The sequence below is a fragment of the Nocardia sp. CA-136227 genome, from assembly GCF_050955695.1.
Classification (GTDB): domain Bacteria; phylum Actinomycetota; class Actinomycetes; order Mycobacteriales; family Mycobacteriaceae; genus Nocardia.
On sequence record NZ_CP192081.1, the window covers coordinates 2,646,232 to 2,664,868 of the forward strand.

21 protein-coding genes are annotated in these 18,637 nt (G+C 69.5%); 18 read left to right on the forward strand and 3 right to left on the reverse strand.

What is annotated here, in order from left to right; translation table 11 throughout:
* Positions 1–74 precede the first annotated feature (74 nt).
* The 3 genes from ACQP06_RS12110 to ACQP06_RS12120 all read left to right on the forward strand — a co-directional run bounded on the left by ACQP06_RS12110 (position 75) and on the right by ACQP06_RS12120 (position 3,682).
* Entirely contained in the window at positions 75–1,133 is a 1,059-nt protein-coding gene (locus ACQP06_RS12110) for an asparagine synthase-related protein (protein WP_433672314.1), read from the forward strand.
* Positions 1,130–1,897 carry a pyrimidine reductase family protein gene (locus ACQP06_RS12115; protein ID WP_433672315.1) on the forward strand — a complete coding sequence of 256 codons (768 nt, stop codon included), beginning with the start codon at positions 1,130–1,132 and terminating at the stop codon, positions 1,895–1,897. Before ACQP06_RS12110 ends, ACQP06_RS12115 begins: the two co-directional genes overlap by 4 nt.
* 453 nt (positions 1,898–2,350) lie before the next feature.
* Positions 2,351–3,682: a glycosyltransferase 87 family protein gene (locus ACQP06_RS12120; RefSeq protein WP_433672316.1), complete on the forward strand. Its 1,332-nt coding sequence runs from the start codon at positions 2,351–2,353 to the stop codon at positions 3,680–3,682.
* Here ACQP06_RS12120 and ACQP06_RS12125 read toward each other — a convergent pair.
* Both ACQP06_RS12125 and ACQP06_RS12130 read right to left on the reverse strand, forming a co-directional pair.
* Positions 3,642–3,926 carry a YciI family protein gene (locus ACQP06_RS12125; RefSeq protein WP_404205266.1) on the reverse strand — a complete coding sequence of 95 codons (285 nt, stop codon included), beginning with the start codon at positions 3,924–3,926 and terminating at the stop codon, positions 3,642–3,644. The genes ACQP06_RS12120 and ACQP06_RS12125 overlap by 41 nt on opposite strands.
* 41 nt (positions 3,927–3,967) lie before the next feature.
* Entirely contained in the window at positions 3,968–4,510 is a 543-nt protein-coding gene (locus ACQP06_RS12130) for an amino-acid N-acetyltransferase (RefSeq protein WP_357096706.1), read from the reverse strand.
* Positions 4,511–4,684: 174 nt separating this feature from the next.
* On the opposite strand from ACQP06_RS12130, the gene pgsA reads away from it, so the two are divergent.
* From pgsA to ACQP06_RS12200, 14 genes are all read left to right on the forward strand, one after another.
* Positions 4,685–5,347, forward strand: coding sequence for a CDP-diacylglycerol--glycerol-3-phosphate 3-phosphatidyltransferase (pgsA, locus tag ACQP06_RS12135; RefSeq protein WP_433673296.1), 663 nt, complete (start codon positions 4,685–4,687; stop codon positions 5,345–5,347).
* 52 nt (positions 5,348–5,399) lie between these two features.
* On the forward strand, positions 5,400–5,894 hold the full coding sequence (locus ACQP06_RS12140) for a CinA family protein (RefSeq protein ID WP_433673297.1): 495 nt from the start codon (positions 5,400–5,402) through the stop codon (positions 5,892–5,894).
* 81 nt (positions 5,895–5,975) lie between these two features.
* The gene (locus ACQP06_RS12145) at positions 5,976–6,341 is read left to right on the forward strand and encodes a helix-turn-helix domain-containing protein (RefSeq protein ID WP_213556733.1); all 366 of its coding nucleotides are present in this window, start codon (positions 5,976–5,978) and stop codon (positions 6,339–6,341) included.
* Between the two features lie 187 nt (positions 6,342–6,528).
* On the forward strand, positions 6,529–7,353 hold the full coding sequence (pspA, locus tag ACQP06_RS12150; protein ID WP_357096702.1) for a phage shock protein PspA: 825 nt from the start codon (positions 6,529–6,531) through the stop codon (positions 7,351–7,353).
* Positions 7,354–7,989: 636 nt separating this feature from the next.
* The gene (pspM, locus tag ACQP06_RS12155) at positions 7,990–8,796 is read left to right on the forward strand and encodes a phage shock envelope stress response protein PspM (RefSeq protein WP_433672317.1); all 807 of its coding nucleotides are present in this window, start codon (positions 7,990–7,992) and stop codon (positions 8,794–8,796) included.
* Positions 8,797–9,169: 373 nt separating this feature from the next.
* Complete coding sequence (locus ACQP06_RS12160) at positions 9,170–9,346, forward strand: hypothetical protein (protein WP_357096697.1); 177 nt, start codon at positions 9,170–9,172, stop codon at positions 9,344–9,346.
* Between the two features lie 72 nt (positions 9,347–9,418).
* Positions 9,419–10,363 (forward strand): NADP-dependent oxidoreductase, encoded by a 945-nt coding sequence (locus ACQP06_RS12165; protein ID WP_433672318.1) that lies wholly within the window; start codon positions 9,419–9,421, stop codon positions 10,361–10,363.
* Positions 10,364–10,484: 121 nt separating this feature from the next.
* A complete protein-coding gene (locus ACQP06_RS12170) occupies positions 10,485–11,639 on the forward strand; it encodes a sugar ABC transporter substrate-binding protein (protein ID WP_433672319.1) in 1,155 nt (384 codons plus the stop codon).
* Between the two features lie 9 nt (positions 11,640–11,648).
* A complete protein-coding gene (locus ACQP06_RS12175) occupies positions 11,649–12,422 on the forward strand; it encodes an ATP-binding cassette domain-containing protein (RefSeq protein ID WP_433672320.1) in 774 nt (257 codons plus the stop codon).
* A complete protein-coding gene (locus ACQP06_RS12180) occupies positions 12,419–13,864 on the forward strand; it encodes a sugar ABC transporter permease (protein ID WP_433672321.1) in 1,446 nt (481 codons plus the stop codon). Before ACQP06_RS12175 ends, ACQP06_RS12180 begins: the two co-directional genes overlap by 4 nt.
* Positions 13,865–13,889: 25 nt before the next feature.
* Positions 13,890–15,041, forward strand: a complete 1,152-nt coding sequence (locus ACQP06_RS12185; RefSeq protein WP_433672322.1) for an ROK family protein — start codon at positions 13,890–13,892, stop codon at positions 15,039–15,041.
* A 101-nt stretch (positions 15,042–15,142) separates the two neighbouring features.
* On the forward strand, positions 15,143–15,856 hold the full coding sequence (locus ACQP06_RS12190; protein ID WP_433672323.1) for a PIG-L deacetylase family protein: 714 nt from the start codon (positions 15,143–15,145) through the stop codon (positions 15,854–15,856).
* 88 nt (positions 15,857–15,944) lie between these two features.
* Positions 15,945–17,093 (forward strand): glycosyltransferase, encoded by a 1,149-nt coding sequence (locus ACQP06_RS12195; protein ID WP_433672324.1) that lies wholly within the window; start codon positions 15,945–15,947, stop codon positions 17,091–17,093.
* A gap of 129 nt (positions 17,094–17,222) precedes the next feature.
* Entirely contained in the window at positions 17,223–17,414 is a 192-nt protein-coding gene (locus ACQP06_RS12200) for a DUF3046 domain-containing protein (RefSeq protein ID WP_433672325.1), read from the forward strand.
* 7 nt (positions 17,415–17,421) lie between these two features.
* Here ACQP06_RS12200 and ACQP06_RS12205 read toward each other — a convergent pair whose 3' ends face one another.
* On the reverse strand, positions 17,422–17,973 hold the full coding sequence (locus tag ACQP06_RS12205; RefSeq protein ID WP_433672326.1) for a CGNR zinc finger domain-containing protein: 552 nt from the start codon (positions 17,971–17,973) through the stop codon (positions 17,422–17,424).
* Between the two features lie 155 nt (positions 17,974–18,128).
* Here ACQP06_RS12205 and ACQP06_RS12210 point away from each other — a divergent pair, with 155 nt between their 5' ends.
* A complete protein-coding gene (locus ACQP06_RS12210; protein WP_433672327.1) occupies positions 18,129–18,581 on the forward strand; it encodes a VOC family protein in 453 nt (150 codons plus the stop codon).
* The last annotated feature ends 56 nt before the right edge of the window (positions 18,582–18,637 follow it).

Genomic DNA, 18,637 nt, shown 5'->3' on the forward strand with positions numbered 1-18,637 from the left:
CACGGCTGGAATTTCCGAAAGGCCGGGTGTTGTAGGTTCGACTGCGTGATCCGCGGCGAAGGAGTATCGAACCCATGACGACTGCTCGCAACGAGCGGGTCCGCGCCGACCAGACCGGCGAGACCATGCAGTTCGTCGCCGACCTGCGCGATATCGCCGCACCCGATCCGGGATTGCGGCAGGTCACCGACCCCGTGGTGGCGGCCGAACTGATCGGGCAGGAGTTGCGGGATCGGCTGCGGGCCGTGCTCGACGCCGCGACCGCCGATCCGGTGGTGCTGCTGTCGGGCGGAGTCGACTCGATCCTGGTCGCGGCCGCCGCCGTCGCGGCCGGTGCGCGCCCGCACTCGATCACCATTGTCTCCGAGGGCGGTACGGACCGGGAGAACGCGGAAGCCGCGGCGCGGGCGCTCGGTCTCACCCACGAGGTCGTCGAGATCGACGAGCCCGCCGTCGTCGACCTGGCCGCGCACGCGATCGACCGCCTCGGCGTCCAGGAGCTGTGGGAGGTCACCTACGCCGTCCCGCTGCTCGCCGCCCTGCCCGCCCTGGACCGCCTCGGCGCGGTCGGCCCGATCCTCACCGGCAGTGGCGCCGACGCGATCGTCGCGGGCGGCAAGCAACTGCGGCACCCGATCGGCTCGCCCGAGGCCGTCGAGGAACTCGACCGCACCATCCGCAAGGAATCGGCGAACAACTTCGTCCACGCGCGCCTGGTGCCGGACTTCTATCCGCGGATCATGGGGGAGTACGCCGACCGGTTCGTACACGTCTTCCAAACCGTCCGAATGTGGGAGGTCGCCGAGACCTTCGCCCCGACAGCGCTTTTCGGTGAACACGACGGAGAACCGGCCGACAAGCTGTGCCTGCGCCTGGCCTGCGAGGCCCTGCTGCCCGACGCGGCGCGGGGACTCGCCTGGGCGAAGAAGTCGGCGATCCAGCGTTCGGCGGGCATCATGGGCGCACTGGCCACCGCCGCGCGACGGCGGGCCGCGGCCATGCCCGGCGCGACCGCCTACGGCGACCCGATGACCGAACCGTACGAATCGGTCGCCACCCGGCTGTTCCTGGCTCTGCTCGGCACGGATCGAGCAGGGCTCACCGTGGATCGAGAAGGAAAGGGCGTCCGATGACAACCAGCGGAACCTCGGCGGCAGGGATCCCCGACATCGTCGGCGCCACCGGCCTCACCGACGACGACCTCGCCGACCTCTACGCCTACCCGGACACCACCGAGCCGCAGGTCCGCGCGAACTTCGTGGCTTCCGTGGACGGCGCGATCAGCACCGACGGCTCCTCCAGCGGCCTGACCAGCCCCCTGGATCAGCGCATTCTGAAACTGCTGCGCAGCCTCGCCGATGTCGTCCTGGTCGGGGCCGCCACCATCCGGATCGAGGACTACCGGGGCATCCGGATCTCGGAATCCGGGCAGCAGCGCCGCAAAACGCTGGGCCTGGAACCGATTCCGCCGCTCGCGGTGGTCACCGGCCGCGCCGACATCGACCCGGGCTCGCGGCTGCTCACCGATACGATCGTCCCGCCGATCATCCTGACCACCGCCGCCGCGCCGGCCGCCGCCAAGCGCGATCTGGCCGCCGCGGGCGCACAGGTCGTCGAGCTGGGCCCGGATCGCGTCGAGACCCCCGCCATCATGGACACCCTCGTCGGCCTGGGCATGCGCCGCATCCTGTGCGAGGGCGGCCCGAGCCTGGCGGGCCAGCTGGCGGCCGACGACGTGCTCGACGAACTCTGCGTCACCACCGCACCCACCGTGGTCTGCGGCGATGCCCGCCGCATCACCCATACCGAGCGTCCGGCTCAGCTGCGGATGGACTGCCAGCACATCATCTTCGATACCGATGGATTCCAGTTCGCCCGCTGGGCGCGGAAGCAATAGCGGGAGCGCTTCGAATCCGGCGTGGCTCCGGTTCGGCTCCGGCGCAAGATGATTCGCTCGATCGGAATGTAATTGTCTTTGTCGTGCCGCGAAATAGGCAGTGGCCCACTATATTCGGGCTCAGGTGTACGCGCCTCGTGTGGAGTTGAGCCGACCGGCAACACCCACAACCGCGTGGGACCACTGGCCAGGGCGTGTGTCGCGGCTCACACGTCCGTTTCGGGGCGTGTCGCGGCCGGTACTGTCCTGTTTTGTCAAACATGCTGAGCGATCACCATGGGCGATTACCCCCGAGCGGGCCCCGAACCGACGCAGACCGGTCCGGGGCTCGGTCGGTCATGTGCATCCGGGGTGATGTGAAACCTGTTGTGTCGCAAGTGATTGCACCCGGTGTCCTGATTGTCGGGTTATTGTGGATTAATGGTTGCGGGGGCTAAAGAGTTTGTCGCCAGGGTGCGGAACCCGCGCGCCGAGCCCGAAGTGACCGACCGGATGCTGATCATCGGCTTGCTGCTCGCGGCGGCCGCGATCGTGTGGCACATATACGCACTGCCGATCGATGATCCCTACTACGGACTGTTCAACAATGGCGTCGATCTGGACGTCTATCAGGCCGGCGGTGCGGTGATCCGCGCGCGATCGGGCCTCTACGACGGTCCGGTGGTGTTCGGCATGGAGTTCACCTACACCCCGTTCGCGGCCCTGGCCTTCGTGCCGCTCACGCTGTTCTCCCTCGTCACGGTCAAAGCCCTCTGGTGGACGGCCACCCTCGCGGCTCTCATCGCCCTCGCCGGGCGCTGCCTGATCGCCGTGGGATACCGGAACACGCTGCGCACGTGGATGTTCGCGCTCCCGCTCGCGGTGGTGTGCACGGTGCTGGAACCGGTGCGCACGACCATCTGGCTGGGCCAGATCAACATCTTCCTGGCATTGCTGGTCGTCTGGGACCTCACGAGACCGCGCGCGGCATCGCTGCGCGGCGCGGGCATCGGGCTCGCGGCCGGGATCAAACTGACGCCGATCTTCTTCATGGTCTACCTCGCCTGCACCCGTCAATGGCGGGCCCTGGGCGTCGCGTCGGGGGCGTTCGCCGCGACCGTCGCGATCGGCTTCCTTCTACGGCCGCACGAGGCCTGGTCCTACTGGAGTCGCCAGATCGCCGCCCCCGAGCGTGTCGGCGCGGTCGATTCCCCGGCCAACCAGTCCCTGAACGGCTTTCTCGCGCAGCTGCTGCGCTTCTTCGACATCGAGCGCTTCACGTCGAGCCCGTTCGGCGCGACGGTGTTCGAGCCCCCAGCCTGGCTCTGGGTGCTCGTGGTGCTGCCGGTCGCGGTCCTCGGCCTGCTCGCCGCCGTCCTGGCCCACCGCGCGAACCGTGAGCTACTTGCCGTCACGGTGACAGGTATGACCGCCGCCTGCGTCTCCCCGTTCTCCTGGGGACACCACTGGGTGTGGTTCATGCCGTTGGCGATTCTGACCTGGCATTACGCGCGCACCGCCACCGTCCGCTGGGCGATGCTGGCCCCCGCGGCCGTCGTCCTCATCGGATTCAGCTGGTGGTGGACCTTTTCCGACCGTCCGCCCATGGAGGGCTCCCCGCACCCGATCGGCATCGGCCTGTTCATGCTGCCCCGCGCAGACCGGTCGGTGTGGTGGGCGTACCTCACCGTGCCGACCTACGCGGGCTGCTATCCGCTGCTGATGATCGCGACCAGTGCCGTGATCATCTGGCGCAGTGCGTGGTTCAGGGAACGAACGCGCCCATGGTCGGCAACCATTCGGTGATCCGCTTGTCCTCGAGCAGGCCCTCCCGATTGAACGGGTCGTCCTCGAACAGCTTGGTGACCGCGGCCAGATCCTCGGCCGAGACCAGGATGAGCGCCCCGGACCCGTCCGCGTAGGGCCCGCTGGTGAGCACGGTGCCCTCGTCGACGAGTGCGTTCAGCCAGGCCCGGTGCTCGGGCCGGTGGATGTCGCGGGCCGGGACGGTGGCCTCGGAGTAGACGTAGTGGACGGCGAAGACGGCCATGGGCACGCTCCTGATCGAAGTCGGTGACGGATACGGAAGAGTCAGAGCGTCAACAGCATTCGGGTATTCCCGAGCGTGTTCGGCTTGACGTAGGACAGGTCCAGGAATTCGGCGACACCGGTGTCGTAGGACCGGCACATCTCGGCGTACACCTCCGCCGTCACCGGAGTGCCCTCGATCTCCGCGAACCCGTGCCGGGCGAAGAACTCCACCTCGAAGGTGAGCACGAACAGCCGCCGCAATTCCAGCTCCCGCGCGACCGCGATGAGCTGCTCCACGATCAGCCGCCCCGCGCCGGTGCCCTTGATGTCGGGGTGCACCGCGACCGTGCGCACCTCGCCGAGGTCGGCCCACAGCACGTGCAGCGCCCCGCAGCCGAGGATCACCCCGTCGCGTTCGGCGACCCAGAACTCCTGCACCGCCTCGTAGAGAGTGACCAGGTTCTTCTCGAGCAGGATGCGGCCGGCGTAGATGTCGATGAGGTGTTTGATCTCGGGCACGTCAGAGGTTCGCGCTCGGCGGACGACCGGCGCTCCCGCCGCCTGCCCGCCGATCGAACCGCTGTCTGGTGCCCGTGTTGTCATGGGGTGCACAGTAGTCGGCCCGCGTACCGATAGGCTTGTCGGTGTGTCGCACATCCAGCTCTCCCGCATCCCGGCCTGGTCCGGAAACCGTGGCCGGTCCCGCGGCCGGTGGGGGCGCTGGTGACGGTGCAGCGTGACGAGATCGAGGGGCGCTGGGCCGACCCCCGTCCCGCGGTGAGTCCGGGCTTCGCGCCCGCCGCTCGTCCGCAGACCGACCGGCCGGACGCCCTGGCCGCGCACCGGGCGGAGACGCTGGTCGAGCCGAAGCCGGTGCCGCTGCTGAACATCGCCAATGTGCTCACGATCCTGCGCATTCTCATCGTGCCGCTGTTCCTGATGGCGTTGTTCGCACGCGGCGGACACGACCCGCAGTGGCGCTGGGTCGCGGCGGCCGCGTTCGGCGTCGCCGCCATCACCGATCGCATCGACGGGCAACTGGCCCGCAAATACGGTCTGGTCACCGACTTCGGCAAGCTGGCCGATCCGATCGCGGACAAGGCGCTGATCGGGGCCGCGCTGATCGGGCTGTCCATGCTGCACGATCTGCCCTGGTGGATCACGCTGGTGATCGTGGCCCGCGAACTGGGCGTCACCCTGCTGCGGCTGGCCGTGGTCCGGCGCGGGGTGATTCCCGCGGGCCGCGGTGGCAAGCTCAAGACGCTGGTCCAGTCGGTCGCCATCGGCGTGCTGCTGCTGCCGCTGTCGGGCTCCTTCGCCACGGCCGGAATGGACCTGATGTACCTGGCCGTGCTGCTGACGGTGGTCACCGGTCTCGATTACGTCGTGCAAGCGGCCCGGCTGTGGTTCGGGTCGCCGGGCGGCAGTCGTGCCGCGTGAGGTCCGGCCGGACATCGACGGCCTGCTGTCGCGCGTAGCGACCGCCGGTCCCATCCCGCCCGACCCGCTGGTCACCTCCGCGCCCGCCGCCGATCTGGTGGCCGCCCTGATCGCGGCCGAGCAGACCGTGGCCACCGCGGAATCGCTGACCGCCGGACTGCTCAGCGCGACCATCGCGGGAATTCCGGGCGCGAGCGCGGTGTTACGGGGTGGGCTGATCGTCTACGCCACCGACCTCAAAGCGTCGCTCGCCGGCGTGAGTGCCGACACGCTGACCTCGGATGGTCCGGTGTCCGCGAGCACCGCCGAGCAGCTCGCCGTCGGCGCACGTGAGCGGTGCGGAGCGGACTGGGGAATCGGACTCACCGGAGTCGCTGGACCCGAACCACAGGACGGCCGACCGGTTGGCACGGTATTTGTTGGTATAGCGGGTCCGGAGTCCACCGAGGTGCTTCGGTTGAAGTTGCCGGGAGACCGGTGGACGATCAGGGTGGGCGCGGTACGCGCCGCGGTCACCGAGCTCGTCCGCTTGGTTCGGGGCGAGTGACGACACCGGGAACGCGCGGCCGACGCCGGACGTTGTCCAGTCAAACGCTGGGTCCGGCGAGACGAGTGTGAGGAGAACGAGATGACGCTGCTGCGAGAAGCCATCGGGGAAAGCCTGCGGCGCGCTCGGGTCGCCCAGAGCCGGACGTTGCGTGAGGTCTCGACCTCCGCGCGAGTGAGCCTGGGGTACCTGTCCGAGGTCGAACGGGGTCGCAAGGAGGCGTCGAGCGAGCTGCTCGCCGCCATCTGCCAGGCCCTGGACGTCCCGCTGGCGCAGGTGCTGTTCGATGTGAGCTCCACCATGGCCGACGCCGACAAGGCCGCCGCGAAGGTGCCCGTCCGGGGTGGCGATGGTGACGTGGCGATGGCCGCGGACGGAACTTTCGGCCCCCGCATCGTGATTCCGGCCCCCAAGTCGGATCGTCTGGTGCTGGTCGCCGCCAAGTGATCGCTGTACTGAGGGGCCGAAAGGGATAAATTCTCTGTAGGCTTCGTCCCGGAGAGGTCGTGCTGTTGCCGAAATCTCTGGAACGACCGTTGCACAGTGGAGATATGGGACAACAGGGGTGCGCGACGGTCGCGCACTACTGTCGCGCTACGGGGCGCGGCACGTCATATGGAGGCGGGATCAATCGATGGCTAATCCGTTCGTGAAGGCCTGGAAGTACCTGATGGCCCTCTTCGACTCGAAGATCGAAGAGCATGCGGATCCGAAGGTTCAGATCCAGCAGGCCATCGAGGAAGCCCAGCGCCAGCATCAGGCCCTGTCGCAGCAGGCCGCGTCGGTGATCGGCAACCAGCGCCAGCTGGAGATGAAGCTCAATCGTCAGCTGGACGAGGTCGAGAAGCTCAATGCCAATGCGCGCCAGGCGGTTATGCTCGCCGACCAGGCCACCGGCGCGGGCGACACCGAGAAGGCGATCCAGTACACCAATGCCGCAGAGGCTTTCGCCGCGCAGCTGGTGACGGCCGAGCAGTCGGTCGAAGACCTGAAGGTGCTGCACGACCAGTCGCTGCAGGCCGCCGCCCAGGCCAAGAAGGCCGTCGAGCAGAACGCCATGCTGCTGCAGCAGAAGGTCGCCGAGCGCACCAAGCTGCTGTCCCAGCTGGAGCAGGCCAAGATGCAGGAGCAGGTCTCGGCCTCGCTGCAGCAGATGGACTCCACCCTGTCGGCCCCCGGCACCACCCCGAGCCTGGACGCGGTGCGCGAGAAGATCGAGCGCCGCTACGCCAACGCCCTGGGTTCGGCCGAGCTGGCCCAGAACTCGGTCCAGGGCCGCATGATGGAGGTCCAGCAGGCCTCGATCCAGATGGCCGGCCACAGCCGCCTCGAGCAGATCCGCGCCTCCATGCGCGGCGACGCCCTGCCGTCGGGCGGCGCCCAGCAGCAGATCCCGCAGGGCCAGCCCGCCCAGCCGGCGGCGCAGCCGTTCAACAAGGGCCAGGCCGCCCAGCAGTAACTGCTGCGCGGAAAGTAGTACACGATGGGGAGATCGCGGGCCGACCAGAGTCCCGCGACCTCCCCTGCCCGTTTTCTCCGCCGAACCCGGACGAAAAACCCCGATCCCATCCCGGGCTTCCCCGCACCGTTCGGTGCGCCCGCAAACTCCCAGCCACCCGCGCAACCCGAAACCTCCGGGCCCGGAACGGCTTCTGCACCCTCTCCAACCGGTTTCCACGCGCCGGAACCAAACCCCGTCGGTCAGGCCGCTGCCTCAGCAGGCGCGCCCTTCAATGACCACTCCACTGCCCGAGCCGCCACCGCGCCTGCGCAATCCGATCCCATGCAGTCGACGACAGCCCCGCCCCACGCGCCCCGGTCGGCGCCTCACGCCGTTCCGCAGGTCCCGCCGACGGCCGCATCGACAGGGTGGCGCAGCCGCAAGCGTCCGATCGGACGCGACGTGCAGCCTGCCCCCTCGAACTCGGAACCGCGGCCATCGGGCGCGGTACCGGCCGGAGCCACTGGACAATTCGGCGCGCCAATCGATGCCGCTGCCCCGCGCAACCAGTCGGCCGGTCCCGAGGTTCGAGCGTCCGGTCGGCGTGCGAAGAAGCGGGCACGGCGGGAGCGGGCCACCGAAGCGGTGCGGGAGGTGTTGGCGCCCACCGGGTTCGAGCCCGAGGAGTTGGCGCAGCGGCTGCCGGACACCTTGCGGGGTGTGGGGGAGCAGGCGTTGGTGGCCGTGCGGAAGTGGGCCGATCCGCGGGAGCGGGAGCTGCGGAAGCGGCGACGGGCTCGGCGGCGGAGTTTCCGGCTCGGGACCGCCTCCGGGTTGACGACGGCCGGAACCGTTGGGCTGGTGTTGATCTCGGCGCCCGCGTGGGCGGTGGTCGTGGTCGGCGGCGGCGCGGTCGCGCTGGTGACCGGGACCGCGGTGACGGCGCGGCGGTATCTGGACATGCGGCGGGAGCCCTTGCCGCAGGCGGCGTTCGTGCCGCGGAAGTTGCCGCCGATCCGGTCGGCGGCGCGGGCTTCGATCGCGCGGTTGGTGCGGGCGGAGCGGGCATTGCACGGGTTGCACGCGCAGATCGCGCGGTCCGGGCGACTGCCGGCGGATGATCTCGACGACACGCTCGAGACCGCCGCGTCGGGTGCCGCCGCTCTGCACGCCCTCGCGCAGGATGTGGTCGCCATGGAGCAGGCCGCCGGTGCGCTGGGGTCGAATTCGCCTCTGGGCGAGCATGTTCGGGCCGTGTCGGTCCGTCTCGACGGTGGCGTGGTCGAATTCGAGGGCATGGTCGAGGCGGCCGCCCGGGTGCTGGCCGTGCCCGAAAGCGCCGCGGTGGCCGATGATCTCGGCTGGGCCATGGTCGGGCTGCGCGATGCCGCCGATCGGCTCGACGGGTGGGCTCAGGCGCTCACCGAGCTGGCCGACCAGCGTTTCCGCACGCGTCCCTGAGAACTGCCCGCGTCCGAGACGAGAACTCCGTGTGGTCTGGGGCTCTCTCGTCAATGCCCGCACTGCCGCCCGCATCGATGTCGCGGCGGCGCGTCCCATTCCCGCATCTGTGGACCCCGGGGTCGCGCTTCGGGCGCGCGTGCGCGCGATTGCCGGGGCAGCGACGCCCGCGGCGGCCTCGGCCGGCAGCACCGCAGGTAGCGCGGGGTCCGGCACGCCGGATCGACCGCTCCTGGACAGTCGCACGACCTCGGGGTGAACCCTGATTCTGTCCCGGATATCGCGGCTGACCTGGTGATTTTCTGGCCCGGCCGACGCAGTATGGATGGTGTCGGATCGCGCGGACGGCGGTTCGGAAACTAGGAGGCAAGGAATGTTCTGGAAGATTCTCGGCGTCGTCGTCCTCGTCTGGATCGCTTTCATGATTCTCGGCGCGCTGATCAAGAGCCTGTTCCCCATCCTGATGGTGAGCGCGGTCATCTTCGGCCTGTACCTGCTGTACAAGGCGGTGTCGGGGTCGAAGGACAAGTCGCCGCTGAGCAAGTTCTGACCGTACGGCCCACAACGGACCGTCTACCCGGGGAGACCCGGGCGGGCGGTCCGTTCTCCGTATGATCGCCGTATGGCTACTGCTGTCGTTGCCACCGCTTACGGTGGACCGGAAGTCTTGTCGCTCATCGACGTCGATGTGCCCGACCCGGGGCCTGGCGACGTCACCATCGCGGTGCGTGCCGCCGGGGTGAATCCCTTCGACTACAAGCTCTACAGCGGTGCGTTCGGCACCGATCCGAGCAAGCTGCCGATCCGGCTGGGGCTCGAGGTGGCCGGCGTGGTCACCGCCATCGGCCCCGACGCGGTTGGCCCGGCCGGGCCGATCGAGGTCGGTGACGAGGTCATCGCGACGGTGGGCGGCGGATACGCCACCGCGGTCACCGCGAACGCCTCCCGCGTCGTGCCCAAGCCCGCCGACGTGGACTGGAAGCAGGCCGCGGGCGTGCTCAGTGTCGGCGGCACCGCGGTGCATCTGCTCGCCGCCACCGCCGTCGGCCCCGGTGACACCGTGCTCGTGCACGGCGCGGCGGGCAGCGTCGGCGCTCTGGCCGCCCAGCTGGCGGTCGCGCGCGGCGCCCGGGTGATCGGCACCGCCTCGCCGAGTCGTCACGAGCGGCTGCGGGCGTATGGCGTCGAACCCGTCGCCTACGGTCCCGGTCTGGCCGATCGGGTGAAGGCCTTGGCCCCCAACGGAATCGACGCCGCCATCGACACGGCCGGCACCGACGAGGCGGTGGACGTCTCTCTCGAACTGGTCGCCGACCGCGGCCGGATCGCGAGCATCGTGGCCTTCGGCCGCGCGGCCACCGACGGTTTCAAGGTGCTGGGCCAGGGCCCCGGCGCCGATCCGGGCACCGAGATCCGCGGCAATGCCTGGCGTGAACTGCTGCCGCTGCTGTCGGCGGGCAAGCTGGATCTGGCCATCGCGAAGACGTTCCCGCTGGCGGAAGTGGCTGCGGCGCATACCTTCGTGATGGACGGCCACGCCGGTGGAAAGGTCATTCTACTGCCCTGATCGGCCTCGCCAGTTTTGGCGAATCGTCCCCTCCGTGACCGCGCACGGCATATGTTGTTGCCCACAACATATGCCGTGTGTGCGGTCGCAACCCAGTGACCGCTGCTGAAAGGTCACCCTGATGAGGACGAAAAGCGCGCTCCCGCCGAAGAAGTCCGGACGTCGACGGGGTTACGCCGCCGCCGCGCTGGCTCTGTCCGGCTTGCTCACCCTCACCGCCTGCGGATCCAATTCCAGTACCGACACCGCCACGTCCAACGCTCCCGCCGGTGGCGGGGGAAACGGGACGGTCGGTGTCATCCTCCCCGAGACGGCCACTTCGGCCCGCTGGGAATCCTTCGACAAGCCCCTGCTGCGAAATGCCTTGAACCAGGCCGGATTCGACGCCGACGTCCAGAACGCGCAGGGCGACGTCCAGAAGTTCACCACCCTCGCCGACGGCATGATCTCCAAGGGCGTCAAGGTCCTGGTGATCGCCGCCATCAACAGTGAGGTCGGCAGCGCCGTCGCGGCCAAGGCCAAGAAGGCGGGCATCCCGACCATCGACTACGACCGCCTCAACCTCGGCGGATCCTCCGACTACTACGTGTCCTTCGACAATGTGAAGGTCGGTGAGCTGCAAGGTCAGGGGCTGGCGACCGCACTCAAGGACAAGCCGGGCGCGCAGGTCGTCGAGATCGAAGGCGCCCCGACCGACAACAACGCCACCCTCTTCCATCAGGGCCAGCAGAAAGCCCTGCAGCCGCTCTACGATTCGGGCGCGTTGAAACTGGTGCGCAGCCAGCCCATCGACGACTGGAACAACCAGAAGGGCGGCACCACCTTCGAGCAGATCCTCACCGGCAATGGCGGCAAGGTCGACGGCGTGGTCGCCGCCAACGACGGCCTGGCGGGGGCGGTGATCACGGTGCTGAAGAAGAACGGCCTCAATGGCAAGGTGCCGGTGACCGGTCAGGACGCCACCGTCGACGGGCTCAAGGCGGTGTTGCGCGGGGACCAGTACATGACCGTGTTCAAGCCCATCAAGGAGGAGGCGGAGAACGCGGCCAAACTCGCCGTCGCCCTGGCCAAGGGTGACAAGGCGGCCGCGGACGCGCTGGCGCAGGCCGTGAGCCAGGACCCGAAGGGCAAGCGGGACGTGAAATCCGTGCTGCTGCAACCGCAACCGATCACCAAGACCGAGGTCAAGCAGGTGGTGGACTCCGGCTTCGTGAAGGCCGGTGACGTCTGCTCCGGCGACGTGAAGTCCGCCTGCTCCGCGCTCGGCATCGCCTGAGGATTCGGCATGAATGAGCCGCTGCTCCGGATCACCGGCCTGAACAAGAGTTTCGGACCGGTGCACGTGCTGCACGACGTGGACCTCACCGTGCCGGCGGGCGAGGTCACCGCACTCGTCGGTGACAATGGCGCGGGCAAATCCACGCTGGTGAAATGTGTCGCCGGAATCCACGCCGCCGATTCGGGCGAGGTGCGATTCCGGGGCGAACCCGTTCACCTGCGTGGCGCCAAGGACGCGGCGGCGCTCGGCATCGAGGTCGTCTACCAGGACCTGGCCCTGGCCGACAATCTCGACATCGTGGCCAATATGTTCCTCGGCCGGGAGCGCGGCAAGCCGTGGCTGCTGGACGAGGCGAGCATGGAGGAGGCGGCGCGGCGCACCCTGGCCTCGTTGGGGGTGCGCACCGTGAAATCGGTGCGCACCCCGGTCGCGGCACTTTCCGGCGGGCAACGCCAGACCGTGGCGATCGCCAAAGCCGTGCTGTGGAACAGCAATCTGGTGCTGCTCGACGAACCCACCGCGGCGCTCGGCGTCGCGCAGACACGGCAGGTGCTGGATCTGGTGCGGCGGCTGGCCGAACAAGGTCTCGGGGTGATGTTGATCAGCCACAACCTGGCCGACGTCTTCGAGGTCGCGGATCGGATCGCGGTGCTGTACCTGGGACGGATGGCCGCGCAGGTGCGGACCGCCGATGTCACCACCGGGCAGGTGGTGGAGTTGATCACCGCCGGGCGCTCGGGGGATCTCGGGTTGGCGCGTCCGGAAGCGGTGGCGATGTGAGCGAGGAATCCACCGCCATGACCAATGTTCCCGAAGCGACGGCCGAATCCGGGACCGCCGTCACCGACTTCGGAATCGACACCACGACACTGTCGGTGCGAGAAGCTTTGAGCGACTATGTGGCTCGGCTGCGCGGCGGCGAGATCGGTTCGCTGCCTGCGATTCTCGGCCTCGTGGCGTTGATCGTATTCTTCTCGGCCCTCTCGGATGTGTTCTTCTCGCTCAACAACATCGCCAACCTGCTGGCGCAGGGCGCGGGGCAGACCATCATCGCCATCGGGATCGTGTTCGTGCTGCTGATCGGCGAGATCGATCTGTCGGCGGGCACGGCCTCCGGGGTGGCGGGCGCGGTGCTGGCCATGCACTACGTGGAGAACGGGAACCTGTTGACCGGCATGGGGTCGACGGTGTTCTTCGTGTTCAACGCCATGCTGGCGCTGGCCGCGATCCTGGCGGGGCTGCTGCGGATCTGGCCGGGGGTGGCGTTCTCGCTGCTCGGGATTCTGCTGACGGTCCTGGGCCTGTCCGCGAATCCGTGGGTGGAGATGCTGCTCGCGGTATGCGTGGGCGCGGCCATCGGGTCCATCACCGGGTTCCTGATCGCCAAGATCGGGATGCCGTCGTTCGTGGTGACGCTGGCGCTGTTCCTGGCGTGGCAGGGCGTGATCCTGCAGCTCATCGGTGAGGGTGGGGTGCTGGGGATCAGTTCCTCGCACGTGCTCGACGCGGTGGCCAACGGGAATCTGTCGACGGTGGGCAGCTGGGCGCTGTGCGTGGTGGCGGCGGGCGGGTACGCCGTGGTCACGCTCGGCGGGCACGTGCTGCGCCGGCGGCGGGGGCTGGTGACGCGGCCGACGGCGCTGGTAGTGGTGAAGGTTTCGGCGCTGGTGATCTTCGCGGTCGTCGTGACGGCGCTGCTCACCGTCAACCGGTCGCCGAGCTCGCTGATCGTCATTTCCGGTGTGCCGTACGTGGTTCCGATCGTGCTGGTGCTGCTGGTCGCCGGAACCTACGTGCTGACGCGGACCACCTACGGCCGTCACATCTACGCGGTCGGCGGCAATGTCGAGGCGGCGCGGCGCGCGGGCATCAATGTCACCCAGTTGCGGGCCAGCGTCTTCGTGATCAGTTCCGCGTGCGCGGCGGTCGGGGCGATCGTCTACTCCTCGAAGGTCGGTTCGGTGGATCCGCAAGCGGGCGGGCTCAATACGCTGCTGTTCGCGGTCGGCGCGGCCGTGATCGGCGGGACGTCGCTGTTCGGGGGGCGCGGGCGGGTCGCCGACGCGGTGATCGGCGGCGCGGTGCTGGCGGTGGTGTCGAACGGGCTGGGCCTGCTGCGGCAACCGGCGGCGGTGGTGTCCATCGTGACCGGGCTGGTGCTGCTGCTGGCCGCCTCCGTCGACGCGCTGTCGAGACGCCGCGTGGCGATGTCCGGTCGGTGAGCCGCGCGATGGTATATCCGAGTTCATGACCGTCGCCCGTCCGGACGAGGTGCGCCGGTTCAACCGGTCGACCCTCCTGCGGCTGCTACACACCGGAGGCCCCGCCACCCGCGCGACCCTCGCGGCCGAACTCGGGCTCAACCGATCCACCATCAAGATGCTCGTGGACGGGCTCGCCGAGGACGGCGTGGTGGAGGAGAAGGTGCCGCGGCTGGCCCGTGGGGCCGGACGGCCGTCGCTGCTGGTGCTGCCGCAACCCGAGGCGGCGGTGGTGCTGGCGGTGGACGTGCAGGTCGAGCACGTGGGGATCGCGCTGGTCGGGTTCGGTGGGCAGATCATGGGCCGCAACAGCTGGAATCTGCGTGGGCGGCAACGGGAACCGGACGAGGTGATCACCCACGTCGCGGAGTCCTCGGCGATCCTGGCCGAGGATCTGGGACTGCGGCCGGTCGCGGCCGGGGTGTGCGTGCCCGGGGTGGTGCGGCGCGCCGACGGGCTGGTGCACCATGCCGCGAATCTGCGCTGGGGCGAGGTGGCGCTCGGGCAGCGGCTGCGGGCGGTGCTGGACGTGCCGGTCACGGTCGGCAACGACGCCGAATTCGGCGCTCTCGCAGAGCATGTCAGGGGTGCCGGGCGCACCGCCGCCGACGCGGTGTTCGTGTCCGCCGATGTCGGGGTGGGCGGCGGGCTCATCGCCCAGGGCGCGCTGCTGCGCGGGCAGGCCGGGTACATGGGCGAGATCGGGCACATGACGGTGCGACCCGGCGGGCGAAAGTGCTACTGCGGCAACGAGGGCTGCTGGGAGGGCGAGGTGGGGGAGGCGGCGCTGTGCCGGGCCCTGGGCATGCCCGAGCACGGGCCGCGCGGCGCGATCGTGGCCGAACTGCGTGCGCTGGGCGGGAATTGGGAATCCCAGCTCGACGAGTACCTGGACTGGCTGACGCTCGGGCTGGTCAATGTCGTGAACATTCTCGGACCCGAACTGGTGGTGCTGGGCGACCTGTTCACCGCGCTGCCCGACGGGGCGATCGCGCGGGTCCGCGAGGAGGTGCACCGGCGCAGCATGGTCAGCCGGGCATTCGGCGGGGTGCGGATCGAGAAGTCTTGTCTGGGACCGGATCTCAAACTGCTGGGAGCGGCCGAGGCGGCGTTCGAGGGCGTGCTCAGCATGCTGTGATCCGCCGCTGCCGGCTCGGCGCGGGCGGCGCGATACGGGTCCGGGGTGCGAAGTTCGTGCCCTGGTGGCGCGGGCCGGTGCGCCCGGAGTTGAATACAGGCATGGAGCAGCTTCCCGAGGACTGGCAGCGGGGGATCGTCATCGTGGCGCATCCCGACGACATCGAGTACGGGGCCGCCGCGGCGGTCGCACGATGGACCGGGCAGGGCAAGGACATCCGCTACGTGCTGGTCAGCAGTGGTGAGGCCGGTATCGCGGGGCTGTCGCCCGCCGAGGCGGGGCCGCTGCGCGAGGACGAGGAGCGGGCCTCGGCCAAGATCGTCGGCGTCAGCTCGGTCGAATTCCTCGGCTACCCGGACGGCCGCATCGAGGAATCCCTTGCCCTGCGGCGCGACCTGGCCGCCGCCATCCGCCGCCACCGCCCCGAAATGGTGCTCCTGTTCAACTACGGCGACACCTGGGCGCGCGGCTACGTCAACTCCGCCGACCACCGCGCCGTCGGCCGTGCCGCCCTCGACGCCGTCTCCGACGCGGGCAACGAGTGGATCCACCCCGACATCGCCGACCTGCCCGCCTGGTCCCCGCGCTGGGCCGCCGTCTACGGCGTCGGCGTCGGTAGCCACGGCCTCGACGTCACCGACACCGTCGAGGCTGCCGTCGAATCCCTCACCGCCCACCGTCGCTACCTCGAGGTCCTCAGCCCCGAACCCGTCGAAGCCCAGGCCCGCGCCGTCATCGAGATGACCACCGGCCCCAAGGAGGGCTTCCCCGCCGCCCGAGCCCTCAGCTTCGAGCTGTACCGCTTCGCGGGCTGAGCTGGGATGCCGCCGTCCGCCCGGCGGCGCGAGGTCGGAATGCGGGTGAGGTTCCGGAACTGTCGGGCGGGTGTGGCACCCTGGCTGCGTGCGAGTAGCGGTGGTGGCCGGGCCTGATCCGGGGCATGCGTTTCCGGCGATTGCGTTGTGTGAACGATTGCTGGCGGCCGGGGACGAGCCGGTGCTGTTCACCAGCCCGCGCTGGTTCGACGCCGCCCGGGACGCCGGGATCGGGGTGCGACGGCTCAAGGGCCTCGCGCCGCGGGCCGAGGACGACGACAGTGACGCCGGGGCGCGGATTCATCAACGGGCCGCGCATATCTCGACCGAGATCCTGCCGGATCTGAGCGCCATGCTGCCCGAACTCGTGGTGTCGGACGTGCTCACCGCCGGCGGTGGGATGGCCGCGGAGCGGTTGCGGCTGCCGTGGGTGGAACTGTCGCCGCATCCGCTGTACCTGCAGTCGAAGGGGTTGCCGCCCATCGGGAGTGGCCTCGCGGCGGGAGAGGGGCTGCGCGGTCGGGCCCGGGACTCGGTGCTGCGCGGGCTGAGCTCGCGCGCCGTGCGACGCGGAGAAGTGCAGCGTGAGCAGGCGCGGGCCAGTATCGGCCTGCCCGCGGAGGATCCGGGGCCCGATGCCCGGCTGATCGGCACGCTGCCCGCCCTGGAGGTGCCGCGGCCGGACTGGCCGGAGAACGCCCACCTGGTCGGGCCCCTGCTGTGGGAGCCCACCTCTCACATCCTCGACCTGCCGCCCGGCGACGAACCGCTGGTCATGGTCGCCCCCTCGACCGCTCAGACCGGCCAGGTCGGTCTGGCGGAGGCCGCATTGGCGGCGTTCGAGGGCGCGGGCGTTCGTGTCGCCATCTCCACCCTCGACACCCCGCCCACCGACCTCCCGTCCTGGGCCACAGCCGGTTTGGGTCGTCAGGACGAACTGCTGCGGCACGCCTCGGTCGTGATCGGCGGTGGCGGACACGGTCTGCTCGCCAAGACCCTGTTGTCAGGCGTCCCGATCGTCACCGTTCCCGGTGGCGGCGACCAGTGGGAGCTCGCCAATCGCGCGGCCCGCCAAGGCAGTTCCCTGTTCGTGCGGCCGCTCACCCCCGAGGCCCTGCGGGACGCGGTGAAACGCATCCTGGACGATCCCGCCTACAAGACCGCCGCCGAGTCGGCCGCCGCCGGCATCGCGGACACCGTCGACCCGGTCGAGATCTGTCACGCCGTGGTGCGCTGACGCCGCCTGCTCGGCGAGTGCCGGACCAGCGGCGCGAGCTCCGGGCCAACCGGTCGTGTACGAGTCGGGCGATCCGGTCGGACCGGTATGCCACCGGCCGGATTCGGTCGGTGGCGTAGGCTCGCGGCCGTGCGGCTGACGGAGTTTCAGGAGTTGATGCATACCGAGTTCGGCACGGCGCGCGCCGACGCGCTGCTGGCCGATCACGTGCTGCCGTCCATGGGGCGGACCGGCGCGCAGGCCATCGAGGCGGGGATCGATCCCCGCGACGTGTGGCGGGCGCTGTGCGCGGAATTCGATGTACCGAAGTCGCGCTGGTGAATTCGGGTTACCCGGCGGACTGCTCCGACTGGGTCTTCTTCGCGTAGTGCCGCGTCGCCTTGGCGCGATTGCCGCACGCCGCCATGGAATGCCAGCGGCGGGTGCCGTTCTTGGAGGTGTCCAGGAACCACAGGACACAGTGCGGGTGCGCACACTGCTTGATGCGTTCGGGGGAGCTCGCCAGCAGGTGTAGCAGGTTGTCGGCGGCGAGCCAGGCGGGTAGCCAGGCCGGGTCGGCGACCTCGGGGACGTCGGCCGGGCCCGCTGCGGTCAGGGCGCGGCGGATGCGGCCGTGCGCGAGCACCGCATTGAGGTCGTCGGCGATGTGCGGATCATCCGCGGAGTCGGCCTTGGCCACGCGCAGGATCGCGTCGCGGGCGGCTATCAGGGCATTGAGCGTGTCCTCGTCGGCGGGGACGTCGAGATCGTTGTCGGCCAGCCACTGCCGGGCGCCGGCCACATCGGTGAGCAGATCCCGCGGGCCCGTCTGCGCTATCCAGCGCGTGTTGAGCAGGTCCAACGCGGGCGGTTCACCGAGGTGGGGGCGTGGTTCGGGCACGTCTGAGGGTAACCGGCTCCTTGTCGTCATCGGATCATCCACTCCCTTCTAACCAGACAAATCAACTATAGGGGTTGACGATGGGTGACCCCGGCGATTAGTTTCTAACCTGTCAAACAAAGAACATGGGTTAGATCATTCCGAAGGGATTCATCATGACCGCACCCGTCCTCGCCACCGGGCACATCGGCCTCAATGTCACCGACCTCGACCGCTCGGTGTCCTTCTATCGGCGCGCACTCGGCTTCGAACAGCTCGGCGCGGGCGGGGAGGGCGCGCAGCGCTTCGCCTTCCTCGGGCGCGACGGGCAGCTGCAGGTCACGCTGTGGCAGCAGAGCGACGGCGAGTTCTCGGCGAAAACTCCCGGCCTGCACCACCTCTCGTTCGAGGTCGACACCATCGACCAGGTCCGTGCGGTGGAGACCGCGCTGAAGGACCTGGATGTCGCGTTCGCGCACGACGGCGTCGTCGCCCACGGCGAGGGCGCGGCCTCCGGCGGCATCTTCTTCATCGACCCGGATGGCATCCGCCTCGAGGTGTACGCGCCCTCGGGCGCCGAGCACGCTCCCGCTCCCTCGGGCAGCGCCCCGACCTGCGGGTTCTTCTGAGCCGGAATATCGGACTGCCACCGCGGGATTCGCATGGGGTGCCGCTGCGGCGCCTC

Coding starts and splice junctions, on each gene's coding strand:
- ACQP06_RS12110 (WP_433672314.1), top strand. CDS start 75: ATGACGACTGCTCGCAACGAGCGGGTCCGCGCCGACCAGACCGGCGAG.
- ACQP06_RS12115 (WP_433672315.1), top strand. CDS start 1,130: ATGACAACCAGCGGAACCTCGGCGGCAGGGATCCCCGACATCGTCGGC.
- ACQP06_RS12125 (WP_404205266.1), bottom strand. CDS start 3,926: ATGGCCGTCTTCGCCGTCCACTACGTCTACTCCGAGGCCACCGTCCCG.
- ACQP06_RS12130 (WP_357096706.1), bottom strand. CDS start 4,510: ATGACAACACGGGCACCAGACAGCGGTTCGATCGGCGGGCAGGCGGCG.
- ACQP06_RS12145 (WP_213556733.1), top strand. CDS start 5,976: ATGACGCTGCTGCGAGAAGCCATCGGGGAAAGCCTGCGGCGCGCTCGG.
- pspA (WP_357096702.1), top strand. CDS start 6,529: ATGGCTAATCCGTTCGTGAAGGCCTGGAAGTACCTGATGGCCCTCTTC.
- ACQP06_RS12160 (WP_357096697.1), top strand. CDS start 9,170: ATGTTCTGGAAGATTCTCGGCGTCGTCGTCCTCGTCTGGATCGCTTTC.
- ACQP06_RS12165 (WP_433672318.1), top strand. CDS start 9,419: ATGGCTACTGCTGTCGTTGCCACCGCTTACGGTGGACCGGAAGTCTTG.
- ACQP06_RS12170 (WP_433672319.1), top strand. CDS start 10,485: ATGAGGACGAAAAGCGCGCTCCCGCCGAAGAAGTCCGGACGTCGACGG.
- ACQP06_RS12175 (WP_433672320.1), top strand. CDS start 11,649: ATGAATGAGCCGCTGCTCCGGATCACCGGCCTGAACAAGAGTTTCGGA.
- ACQP06_RS12185 (WP_433672322.1), top strand. CDS start 13,890: ATGACCGTCGCCCGTCCGGACGAGGTGCGCCGGTTCAACCGGTCGACC.
- ACQP06_RS12190 (WP_433672323.1), top strand. CDS start 15,143: ATGGAGCAGCTTCCCGAGGACTGGCAGCGGGGGATCGTCATCGTGGCG.
- ACQP06_RS12210 (WP_433672327.1), top strand. CDS start 18,129: ATGACCGCACCCGTCCTCGCCACCGGGCACATCGGCCTCAATGTCACC.